At 38.1% G+C, this 11,698-nt stretch carries 13 protein-coding genes; 7 read left to right on the top strand and 6 right to left on the bottom strand.

Features of this window, described 5'->3' with window-relative positions:
- The first annotated feature begins 10 nt into the window (after positions 1 to 10).
- The 5 genes from E6H07_13530 to E6H07_13550 are packed head-to-tail and all read left to right on the top strand — an operon-like array spanning position 11 to position 5,004.
- On the top strand, positions 11 to 1,267 hold the full coding sequence (locus E6H07_13530) for a class I SAM-dependent methyltransferase (GenBank protein ID TMI62435.1): 1,257 nt from the start codon (positions 11 to 13) through the stop codon (positions 1,265 to 1,267).
- Complete coding sequence (locus tag E6H07_13535; GenBank protein TMI62436.1) at positions 1,264 to 1,986, top strand: FkbM family methyltransferase; 723 nt, start codon at positions 1,264 to 1,266, stop codon at positions 1,984 to 1,986. Before E6H07_13530 ends, E6H07_13535 begins: the two co-directional genes overlap by 4 nt.
- Positions 1,987 to 2,847 (top strand): NAD-dependent epimerase/dehydratase family protein, encoded by an 861-nt coding sequence (locus E6H07_13540; protein TMI62437.1) that lies wholly within the window; start codon positions 1,987 to 1,989, stop codon positions 2,845 to 2,847.
- A 4-nt stretch (positions 2,848 to 2,851) separates the two neighbouring features.
- Positions 2,852 to 3,997: a glycosyltransferase family 4 protein gene (locus E6H07_13545; GenBank protein ID TMI62438.1), complete on the top strand. Its 1,146-nt coding sequence runs from the start codon at positions 2,852 to 2,854 to the stop codon at positions 3,995 to 3,997.
- A 14-nt stretch (positions 3,998 to 4,011) separates the two neighbouring features.
- A complete protein-coding gene (locus tag E6H07_13550) occupies positions 4,012 to 5,004 on the top strand; it encodes a glycosyltransferase family 2 protein (GenBank protein TMI62439.1) in 993 nt (330 codons plus the stop codon).
- Here the strand turns inward: E6H07_13550 and E6H07_13555 are convergent.
- Positions 4,994 to 5,779: a glycosyltransferase gene (locus E6H07_13555; GenBank protein TMI62440.1), complete on the bottom strand. Its 786-nt coding sequence runs from the start codon at positions 5,777 to 5,779 to the stop codon at positions 4,994 to 4,996. The two genes, E6H07_13550 and E6H07_13555, sit on opposite strands and share 11 nt — an antisense overlap.
- A gap of 67 nt (positions 5,780 to 5,846) precedes the next feature.
- On the bottom strand, positions 5,847 to 8,351 hold the full coding sequence (locus tag E6H07_13560) for a hypothetical protein (protein ID TMI62441.1): 2,505 nt from the start codon (positions 8,349 to 8,351) through the stop codon (positions 5,847 to 5,849).
- A gap of 53 nt (positions 8,352 to 8,404) precedes the next feature.
- Here E6H07_13560 and E6H07_13565 point away from each other — a divergent pair, with 53 nt between their 5' ends.
- Both E6H07_13565 and E6H07_13570 read left to right on the top strand, forming a co-directional pair.
- Positions 8,405 to 8,713: a hypothetical protein gene (locus E6H07_13565; protein ID TMI62442.1), complete on the top strand. Its 309-nt coding sequence runs from the start codon at positions 8,405 to 8,407 to the stop codon at positions 8,711 to 8,713.
- The gene (locus tag E6H07_13570) at positions 8,688 to 9,479 is read left to right on the top strand and encodes a VUT family protein (GenBank protein ID TMI62443.1); all 792 of its coding nucleotides are present in this window, start codon (positions 8,688 to 8,690) and stop codon (positions 9,477 to 9,479) included. The genes E6H07_13565 and E6H07_13570 overlap by 26 nt, the downstream gene beginning before the upstream one ends.
- A gap of 30 nt (positions 9,480 to 9,509) precedes the next feature.
- Here E6H07_13570 and E6H07_13575 read toward each other — a convergent pair whose 3' ends face one another.
- The 4 genes from E6H07_13575 to E6H07_13590 are packed head-to-tail and all read right to left on the bottom strand — an operon-like array spanning position 9,510 to position 11,678.
- On the bottom strand, positions 9,510 to 9,977 hold the full coding sequence (locus E6H07_13575; GenBank protein TMI62444.1) for an NUDIX domain-containing protein: 468 nt from the start codon (positions 9,975 to 9,977) through the stop codon (positions 9,510 to 9,512).
- A complete protein-coding gene (locus tag E6H07_13580; GenBank protein TMI62445.1) occupies positions 9,974 to 10,498 on the bottom strand; it encodes a DinB family protein in 525 nt (174 codons plus the stop codon). Before E6H07_13580 ends, E6H07_13575 begins: the two co-directional genes overlap by 4 nt.
- The gene (locus E6H07_13585; protein ID TMI62446.1) at positions 10,495 to 11,286 is read right to left on the bottom strand and encodes a diaminopimelate epimerase; all 792 of its coding nucleotides are present in this window, start codon (positions 11,284 to 11,286) and stop codon (positions 10,495 to 10,497) included. Before E6H07_13585 ends, E6H07_13580 begins: the two co-directional genes overlap by 4 nt.
- Before the next feature lie 23 nt (positions 11,287 to 11,309).
- A complete protein-coding gene (locus E6H07_13590) occupies positions 11,310 to 11,678 on the bottom strand; it encodes a four helix bundle protein (protein ID TMI62447.1) in 369 nt (122 codons plus the stop codon).
- Positions 11,679 to 11,698: the final 20 nt, after the last annotated feature.

Below are 11,698 nucleotides of genomic sequence, written 5' to 3' on the forward strand. Positions count from 1 at the left end.
AAAAGTCAAAATGCATATAAAGACTCGATTAACATGCAGAGTTTGTGGTTCTTCTTCGCTGAAAAAAGTTGTTGACCTTGGCCCGCAGTTTTTACAGGGTTCATTTATAAAACCGGGAAAGGAAATGCCTTCCAACAGGCGTATTCCTTGTGTACTGGTGAGATGCAATCCCGAGCAGGATGAAAATGCATGCGGGCTTTTGCAGATGCAGCATTCTGTTCCTCCTGAAATCTTATATGCTGCTTATTGGTACAGGTCGGGTACAAATAACACGATGCGCAACCATCTGAAAGGAATTACTGAATCGGTAATGCAACTGGTAAGCAAAAAAGATGCGGCTGTATTAGATATTGGTTGTAATGATGGAACGTTGTTAGGTTATTATCCAGAGTCATATAAAAAATATGGTTGCGATCCAAGTGATGTAGCCAAGGAAGTAAAACATGCAGAAGTTGTGCAGGATATATTTCCATCGGAACAGCTAAATAAATTGATGAAGGGTAAGAAAGCAGATGTGGTTACATCCATTGCTATGTTTTATGACCTGGAAAGCCCGGTGGATTTTGTAAAATCGGTTAAAGATATTTTGGCTGATAATGGAGCCTGGATATTTGAGATGAGTTACATGCCTAAGATGCTGGAGTTGGATTCCTATGATACCATTTGTCATGAGCACCTGGAATATTATAGTCTTGCAGTGTTGGATAAAATTTGTGCATTGGCAGGAATGAAGATATTTAAAATCGCATTTAATGATATCAACGGAGGAAGTATTCGTTGTTATGCTACTCATGCAAGCAATGATAGCTATAACAATTCGGCAGATAATAAACTGATAAGTGAAGTAAGGCAGCAGGAGTTTGACCTGGAACTGGATACAGATAAACCCTATAGCACATTCAATCAACGAATCGAAAAACTGAAAAGTGAATTATATGGCTTATTGGTTTCTTTAAAAAAAGAAGGAAAGAAGATCCATATCTACGGGGCATCTACAAAGGGCAATACGATCCTGCAATGGTGCGGTATTGATAATACGATAATTGATTATGCAGCGGAACGTAACCCGGATAAATATGGGGCGATGACACTCGGTACGAATATCCCGATCATAAGCGAAGAAGAAAGCAGGGCTATGAACCCGGATTATTATCTTGTTTTACCCTGGCATTTTAAAGAAGAATTTTTACAACGGGAAAAAGCTATTCTTGAAAGAGGCACCGGGCTGATATTTCCCTTACCTAAAATTGAGATTTACAAGAAATGAACTGGAAACGATTTGCAGGAAAAATGTTTGCTGCCTGGCAAACCCTGAAAAGCAATGTGCAACCCAGTTATTCACAGGCCGGAGAAGACCAGGTGATGCGTTATCTTCTTTACAGTTGTTTAGGTATTACACAACCAACTTATCTTGATATTGGCACTAATCATCCTTTCAGTTGCAATAACACATTTTATTTTTACAAAAGAGGTAGCAGGGGTGTTTGTATCGAACCGGATATACAGTTCTCTGATTTGATCAAACGACACAGGAAGGAAGATGTTTTTATTGAAGCTGGTGTTGGTGTTTCAAATATCAATGAAGCTGATTTTTTTGTTTTTCCTGGTCAATATTGTGGCTGGAGTACATTTTCAAAAGAAGAAGCAGAAAGCAGGGAAAAAGAGAGCGGTATTAAAATAAAGGAAGTGAGGAAGATGCCACTGGTAAGTATCAATGATGTAATGGGTAAATATTTTTCAGGTTGGCCCAACCTCATATCATTGGATGTAGAGGGGCTGGACCTTGATATATTAAAATCATTGGACTTTGAAAAATATAAACCCGAAGTGATTTGTGTGGAGAGCATCACATTCAGCACAGTGAATAAGGAAACAAAGATCAGTGAAATAGCAGAGTTCGTAACTTCAAAAGGATATTTTGTATTTGCAGATACACATGTAAATACTATTTTTTGCAGAACAGATGCATTCAATAAAAAAGGATAAATGAAAGCAATTATCTGGGGTGCTGATGGCCAGGATGGATTTTATCTTGATGCTTTGCTGAAGCAACAGGGCTATGAAGTTATTCCTGTTACTAAAGAAGATGCCGGCACTATCAGTATTTCAGATTACTCACATGTAAGCAGACTTATAAAACAGTCAAAACCGGATTTTATCTTTCATCTCGCTGCTAATTCCACTACACAGCATTATGCCTGGCAAGAGAATCATGAGATCATTAGTACGGGAACCTTAAATATTCTTGAGTCAGTAAAAGAGTACAGCCCTTCAACGAAAATATTTCTATCTGGCAGCGGCTTGCAGTTTAAAAATACCGGGCAACCTGTTTCTGAAACTGATCCTTTTGATGCATCCAGTATCTATTCGGTAAGCCGTATACATACTGTTTATGCAGCCAGGTATTATCGTCAGTTGGGTATTAAATCTTATGTCGGTTATTTCTTTAATCATGACAGTCCTTTGAGAAGTGAAAGACATATCAATAAAAAAATAATTGAGGCTGCTAAAAGAATTGCGGGAGGCAGCAAAGAGAAATTAGAGATAGGAGATTGGGCAGTGAAAAAGGAATTTGGCTATGCAGGAGATATTGTAAAAGGTATCTGGGCATTGGTACAACAAGATAAAGCGGTAGAAGCTATGATTGGCACGGGTAAGGCACATGCTATTGAAGAGTGGTTGGAAATTTGTTTTTCACTGCAGGGTTTAAATTGGCGGGATCATGTGGTGCAGAATAAAGGTTTTATTCCTGAGTACGAAATTTTAGTTTCCAACCCGACATTGATCAATTCAATTGGCTGGAAACATGAAACAGATATTAAGACACTGGCAAAAATGATGAGCTGAGGCTATGAGAAAAAAAATCCTGATAATTACTCTGAATGATTATATCATTTATCAGCCAACGATTCTGAATCTTTACGATAAACTCAGCGACAAAGCGGATGTAAAGATCATTTCCTTCCGCCCACAATTTGCTACAAAAAAGAAAGATGAAAAAAGAAATATTGAGTATCTCGAAACGAATTACTGGCTGACGCAATTTTATACAAAAACAGATTTCATCGTATCAAAGGTTTCACGGCTTGTTAAACTGTTCAATCCAAAGTTTGCCTATCATCACCTTTTTTATAATAAATACCTGCCTTCAATCCTTAAACATAAACTAAGCAAAGAGAAGGATACTTATGATGAGGTAATTGCCGTTGATCTGCAGGTGTTATATCTTGCTCAACAATATTTTGGTGCTGTTCATTTTCTTTCGCTGGAGGTGGATAATAACACCAATGAATACTATAAAAAGATAGACCATTCAAAGATCAAGTCTGTTTTTGTGCAGAGCGAAATTCGATATGCTTATATGTTTCCGGGAAAAGATATAAGGCGGTTTATTGTACAGAATGCGCCGGATTATAAAGAGCTTGATCTGGCAGGACTGGAGCGAAAAGATTTCATCTGGGCAGGAGCTATTGATCGTCGGCTTGCCGTGTTAGAATGCCTTGAATTTTTTAATCAGCATCCTGATTTTAAGCTAGTTCTGAAAGGCGGCGGTGATTATAAAACAAAACGAATAATTGATGAAAAGTATGGCCATCTCTTGTCGTCTCAGCGGGTTGTGATCGACCAATCTTACCTGGATGCAGGGGAGTTTGTAAAATTTCTCTCAAGCTTCCGTATTGGTTTTTGTTTTTATGATTGGGACCTGATCAAAGCAAGTTTTAATTATCAAACGGCGCCTTCGGGTAAAATGTTTATGTACCTGGCAGCTGGCACTCCTGTTATTGCCTGTAAGATTCCGGGCTTTGACTTTGTTGAAAAATTCGGTTGTGGTGTGCTTATTCATAATTACGAACCTGCTACTATTGCTAATGCCGTGAAACTGATAGAAGCCGATCATAAAAAGTATTCAGATGCCTGTATTGAAGCAGCAAAGTATTTTAGTTTTGATAAAAGTGTAAATCCTTATCTTGAATTTTTGTTAACCCAGAGCCAATAAGCGGCAAGCTAATTATGAAATACTCCATCATACTTCCTGTTTTTAATGGAGGAGAATACTTGAAACTTTGCGTGAAAAGTATTCTCGGGCAGTCATTCAGCGATTTTAACCTGCTGGTACTTGACAGCGGCAGCAGCGATGGGAGTATTGAATGGATTGAAGGTTTAAATGATGACAGGATCAAGATCTATCCCACAGAAAAAAGATTGACGATTGAAGAGAACTGGACAAGGATAAGATCAATTCCACGTAATGAATTTATGACCATCATCGGCCATGATGATTTGTTTGACAAGAATTACCTGCAAATGATGGATGAATTGATTAACCGTTATCCTGATGCAAGTCTTTATCAATCTCATTTCAGATTTATTGATGCTGCAGGATCAATAATGCGGAAATGCAAGGCAATGAATGAAAAAATTTCTCCGGCTGAACTGCTAAAGCATTTTCTGAATAGCAGCATTGATACAATGGGCACTGGCTTTATAATGCGCAGCAATGATTTTGATGAGGTTGGTGGAATGCCTAACTATCCTAAGCTGTTATTTGCAGACATGGAATTATGGCAGCGTTTGACAGATAAAAATTATTTAGCTGTAGAGCAGGCAGAACTCTTTTCTTATCGCCGGCATAGTGGAGCAACGACAGCTTCTACAGATATTTCAGTGATCATTCAGGCGCTGGAAAAGTTTATTGATTATTTAAGCCGGTTATCCAGTACCGATCAGAAATATGCAGAGCTGATCAGGAATGAGGGCAATACTCTTTTAAAACAATACTGCCAGGGACTTTCGCATAAGTTATTACGTACACCTGTTACTCAGAGAAATAACCTTACTGTCGCCCGTGTGATTGATGAATTCAGAAAATTAGGAAAGAAGCTAAATACAAAACATGCTTTTGAACCACTGGACCATTTTAAAATCAAGCTAGGGAAAATAATAGATAGCAGTGCTTTTCTGCAGAGTGCTTATCTGTCGTTTCGCAGTTTACTTAAGAAGTAGGTTTGTTTTTCTGGTTCTTCCATTGGAACCATTTCTTTCCTATACTTGTTTGCATAAAATAATGCAAGGCTTTTTGTCTTAGCTGCCAGAGTGATTGTTTAAAACTGCTGCCAATATATTTTTGATGACTTTCTTTCACTTCCATTAATCCTTTTGAAGGCTGCACATTGCTGGCGCCCCCGGGTGCAAAATAAACAAGGGGCTTTTCGATATACACTGATTTTTCATCCCGCATTCTAACCAGCATATCATAATCCATGGCGATCTTTTTTGAAGTATCGTAATAACCATGTCTTTCATATACTTCTTTTTTTATGAACATACTTGGGTGTGCAACTGCACGCATGCCTTTCCACAACTGATCTTTATCAAACGGAACGCCGCTTACTACATCTATATTTCCACGGTGTTGAACATATTGTGAGTGACACCACATTAGGCCGGGATCATTGGAGAAATATTGACTGACGATTTTAATTGCATCCTGATCAAAATAGGTATCACCTGAATTTAATAGCTGGGTAAGACTGAATTTTGAATTCAGAACTCCTTTATTAAATGCATCTGCAATTCCTTTATCCCGTTCATGGATCCATCTTCTAAAAGCAGGCTGCGGGTTCGATTCAAGCCAGTTTAGTATTTCTTCATTGGAAGAGCCGTCAATGATCAAATGCTCACCGGGAGATTGTGATTGTGCATCTACCGACTGACAGGTTTTGACCAGATCAGCAAGATTGTTAAAACAGATTGTTATGACGGATAATCCTTCTGGCATTTTAATTTAATAAGCAAAGTAAAATTAAAAGGGGCTGAAAACCTCAACCCCTTTTAATATAAGATAATTATGCTTTTGCTTTTCGGTTTCTCCACTCCATAAAAATACCAGCGAGCAACAGGATAATTAATAAAGACTGGAATATGGTAGTGTATTTTTTACCTTTTGTATAACTATCCGGTTTAAACTCAAAACGGATATCATGTTTGCCGGCTGGCACTGCCAGTCCACGTAAAACATAGTCAGTTTTTACGATCGGGGCTTCTTTGTTGTCAATATAAGCTTTCCATCCTCCGGGATAATACACTTCGCTGAAAACGGCAAACTGGTTGCTTGCTGCATTGAATGAATAAGTGATCTCATCATTATCATTTTTAAGCAGTGTAATACTGGCAGTACTGTCAGCTACAGGCATATTTGGAATTGATGACTTGAAAGACTCCTGCACAAACGCTGTATCTGCAGGATTGAATTTACTTATTGCGTTCATTTCTTCATCAGCATTTTTTACAAACTGAATAGTTTTCACCAGCCAGCAGGGGCCGAGAACATTTGGATTTCTTTGCATAGCAACCGTTTGCCCGTACTGCAGACTTTGTGGATTGTTTTCTTTTTGTATAAAATATTTTGCGTTAAGCATATTCAAAATGGCCGTATTACCAGTACCCAATTGCCGCTCGATGATATCTTGATAGATACGCAGTTTAGCCGCATGGTAACCGCCTATTGAATTGTGCGTATAAGAAGTGATACTCTCCTGGAAACGGTCCTGTGCAAAATTCATTACACGGAAATGCGATTTGTCCGCCTTGATAGAATCATCATAAGCAGTCTTTTGAAATACGAGCTCATTATCTGATTTTTCCTGGTATTTTTCTTTGTTCAGGTATTTGCTGTCAATCGTTATCAGGTCAACAAAAATAAATACGGTCAACAGGATCGTTGCAACAAGAGGTTTAATCGTATTACGGATCATTAACCAGATAATCAAAGCAGCCAATGCAATGAAACCAAATGAACGCATTATATCACCCATGAATAATCCTTTCCTGTCGGCCTTCAATCCATCGTAAAAAGATTTTATAGTATCCACCAGTTGCTGTTGCCCGGAACTACGGACTTGTTTCATTACTTCATTATCCATACTATTCATGTAGTCCAATGATACGTACAGTAGTAACAATACAACAAACAGGATACCGGTTGCGATCAATCCTTTTTTCAATTGTGGCCACAATGATTTTTTATTTTCTGTATTTACCAATGTATTTATACCCAATACGGCCAGTAGCGGAAGAAGTAATTGAGGGATCACTAATATCATGCTCGGTGCCCTGAACTTATTATAAAATGGTACGAGGTCGAATACGATATCATTAAATCCTTTGAAGAAAGAACCCCATGATAGCATAATGGAGATTATAATTGCGGCTAATATTCCCCATTTGTATTTTTTATCTGTAATAAAAAAACCAAGTATGGCAAGAAAGCAAACAATAGCACCCATGTAAGCAGGACCATCGGTACCTACTGAGCCATCAATACTTGTTATTCCACCCCAATAAGATGTTACCGGCAACTGATTTTGTAATTCCTGCGGCATTGTCCTTAATGCTTCAATGGCTTTTGATTTATCCTGATCTATTTCACTAAACCCACTGCTGCCTCCAAACATTCTTGGTGTTACCATAACAAGTGGCTCTGCCATTTTCAGGCTGTAAGCGAATGCATAATCTTCATCCAGGCCATTTTTTGAGGTAGTTGATTTTTTTGTTGTGGTATCGGTAAGATATGATGCGCCGCCGCGGATAGTATACTTCTGGTATTCGTAGGTTGAAAGAAGACCTACTGAATTTGTCAATACACCTATGGCCCCGGCTACTATAGCAAATGAAGCTGCAAGCAATAAATGTTTAAAATCTTTTTGCTGGATCCACCTGATCGCAAATACAATGGTCATGATAGCAATTGCGAAAACTAAGTAATAAACGATCTGAAGGTGGTTCATAGCGATCATGGTCGCAGAGAACAAAGCCGTCAGTGCAGCGCCAATCAGGTATTTTTTATCATAGATCAAAAGCACTGATGCAAGTACTGCGGGCATATATGCTATTGAAAGCATTTTAGTATCGTGTCCTGCATGGATGATAATAGGATTGTAAGTAGCATATGCAAACGCCAAGGCTCCCATTATTCCTACCCATGGTTTTATCCGCAACACCTGTGTAAGAATATAAAAACAAATGCAGGCCAAAAAGAAAAATGAAATTGGCTTTGGCAAATTCAATGTCATGATCGTATTCACATAGCCGGGTACCACATTATTGTAAGGCACAGCGCCTATCTGGAATGCAGGCATACCGCTGAACAAACTATTTGTCCATAGAGGGCCATGTCCATGTGTCTTTTCATAATCGAAAGATTGCTGCACAGCTCCTTTCCAGTGTGTAATATCATTTTGGGCTACTACTTTTCCCTGCAATGCAGGGCTGCAATAGATAATTGCAGCGATTAAAAAGATGGCGATAGCGATAAGATGGGGTAAAAACTTCTTTAACAAATCATTCTTCATACTACTTGGTTATAAGGCTGACAAAATAATGCTATTTTACACGAAATTCGGGTATGCGCTGGCTATTATTTTTGTCAAGACTGGCTTTTATTTGTGGTTTTGCTTTTGTTCTGAGTTTAGTTGCGCTTTTCTTTAAAGAAGTGCAAAACCAGGAACTGCTATCAACAATAATTATTATTGGCTATGTAATCGGAATATTAGTGGTGCCAATTAGTTTGATTTGCTATATGGTGTTAGTGATAGTGGGAAAAAAACCGGGAACTGTTGTTCCTAAGTGGTTGTTAATCGCAAACCTTTTATTCTTTTTTATATTACTCACTTATATATTTTACCTGAATGATCCATACTATTATAAAGGATAAACCAACCCGGTTGTTTATCATTCTTGCCGGTATTTTTATTACTAATGCATTAATTGCCGAGTTTATTGGCGTGAAAATTTTTTCATTGGAAACAACTCTCGGTTGGAATCCAGCCGATCTGAAATTGTTTGGTGGTTCCTATTCATTCAATCTTACCTGTGGTGTTTTATTATGGCCGGTTGTTTTTATTATGACTGATATAATCAACGAGTATTATGGTAAAAAAGGAGTAAGGTTTCTTAGCTGGATGACAGTTTGTTTGATAGCCTTTGGTTTTTTGATCGTATTTGGCGCCATACACACTTCATCCAATGCATGGTGGGTAACGAGTAAGCAGGAAACAGGAATAGAAAACATGAGTAAGGCGTTCAATGGTATTTACGGGCAAGGACTTGGAATCATCATTGCATCAATGACAGCATTCCTGATCGGGCAGGTAGTGGATGTCGTGGTCTTCCATCGCATAAAAAAAGCGACTGGCGAAAAAAAGATATGGCTACGTGCAACTGGTTCAACTCTCGTATCACAATTAGTTGACAGCTTCGTTGTGTTGATGATCGCATTTTATTTTTATCCTAAACTTGTTTCAGGACAAGGAAAGCCCTGGCCAATCGATCAATTGCTTGCTATTTGTATTGTTAACTACATCTATAAATTCATAGTTGCAATCCTGCTTACACCTGTGATCTATCTTATTCATGGTTGGATAGAAAGATATCTTGGTCACGAAAAAGCAGCGGAGATGAAGGCTGCGGCTATGGCGTAAGCTATTTAAAGCAGTGTCTCATTCTAAGTACTAAATACTTCTTGTTCCCTTCAGCATTCTGACTACGATCTTATCAATCGGTAATGTCACTACATCTTCATTGAAATCTTTCCAATCAATGAAACGAAAGGTTTCAATTTCATTTTCCCGTTCGTAAATCGCTAATTGGTTTTCATCGAAATCAAATGGCTTATCACGAAGAGGAACGGAGATCGGCTCTAATGCCTTTGCATAATAATAAATAGAAAGTATCTGCTGTCCTTCACGGAAAGCACTGGGCTGGTAATAATCGGTAGTATAAATATGGTCGCCAACTTCAACAAGTAAATTAATTTCTTCTTTAAATTCACGTTTCAGACAATCTCTTGTGCCTTCACCTAAATCCAATCCACCGCCGGGAAATTTAGTAAAAAAACCGCCACGTATATATTCATCACTAACCAGCACTTGCTTTTGTTCATTAATTAAAATGCCATACACCCTGACTGTAATGCTCATTGATTTCTTTGTTTAATGATATCGAGATGATGTTCGGTATGATAGATCGTGAAGTAACATAGCTCCCTCAAAGTGATTTTGCCCAGTAGGGGATGAGGGGCTAAATAATTATCAAGCTGTTCGTCTTTCCAATTTTTTTTGAGAGAATTAAAATATGCCTGCAAACTTTTTCCCCATTTGTCAATCAATTCCTCCTTTGAAATACCAGTTATTATTTTCGGTACAAAAACACCTGAGGCTTTTCCACCGGCAGCCAGTTTGTTTTTATACTTCACTACCAGTTCATCAAAACTTCGCGAAGGACGGTTGGGTTTTCCAACGTAGAGTCTCACAATAAATTTTGGTAAAGCATAAGCCAGCCGGGTCTGCTTCATAGAAACAGTAAGATGATCTATATTCTGTGCTATTGACCATTTATCTGCTGGCTGAAAGAAAAACTTTTCATTCGTTATATTCCGGCTGTAGTCTGTGAATTCACGGAATATTTTTTCGGAAGCAGTTATTATTTCAGGGAGATTCATTCTTCGATATCTATTGAGCCTTCAAAAACCTTTTCTGCCGGGCCGCAGAGCCAGATATTGCTGAAGCCTTCGTCATTGTGTTTATCATACTCAACACTTAGTTTGCCGCCAGAGGTATTTACTTCCACTTCATTAAAGCCATTATCATTATGCCAGCAAACCAGTGCAGCAGCCGTTACACCTGTGCCACAGCTTAGGGTTTCATCCTCCACACCGCGTTCATAAGTGCGGACAAATATTTTATCAGGATCATCCATCTGCTCCACAAAATTTACATTAATGCCTTCGAGTTCAAAATCCTTACTATATCGTATTTCATGACCTTTTTTAAAAACATCTACATTCATTACATCGTTTACCATTTTTATATAATGAGGTGAACCTGTATTCAAAATAAAATCACCATGAAACTTCTTAATATTCTCTACATCATTCATCTTTAGCGAAACAATGCCATCTGTGTCAATCTCGGCTTCATGTTCGCCATCATAGGCAATAAATTTATACAGGCTTTTATGAATGCCCAGGTTATAAGCAAATTTTACCATACAGCGTCCGCCATTGCCACACAAGCTTCCTTCTTTTCCATCGGCATTATAGTATCTCATTTCAAAATCATAACCCGGTTTTTCATTCAGCATCATTAATCCATCAGCGCCAATTCCAAAACGACGGTCACAGATACGACGTATCTGGTCAAGCCTGATGTCTTTATATTGACCTGTTCTGTTATCCAGTATCACAAAGTCATTTCCGGTTCCCTGGTATTTATGAAAATTTATTTTCATAACTAGTGGTTAGTAGCGAGTGGCTAGTTGGGTTTAGAGTTAAGGTTTTCGATCATTTTGCTTAGCATCCTGAAAACTGATTCAAGATATTCTTCAAGTTCTTTTATCTGGCCTTTTTTATAATAATTCAGTACGATGGCTATCTCAAACTGTGTATCCATTTCAACAAGAGAACTTCTCGATATTTCATAAAATCTTTTCTTTTCTAATTTCGAAATCCGTGATGCACCTTCTGCAATATTACTTGAAATAGAGATTGCTGAACGTCGGATTTGGGAAATAAGTACATACTGTTCTTCTTTAGGGAATGAAGCGGTTGCTTTGTATACTTCTTTTATAAGATTTACTGACATCTGATAAACATCCAGTTTTTTGTGTGATAGTTGTAACATATGTATAAGGTTTGGTTACA

The sequence above is a fragment of the Bacteroidota bacterium genome (assembly GCA_005882315.1).
In the GTDB taxonomy this organism is placed as follows: domain Bacteria; phylum Bacteroidota; class Bacteroidia; order Chitinophagales; family Chitinophagaceae; genus VBAR01.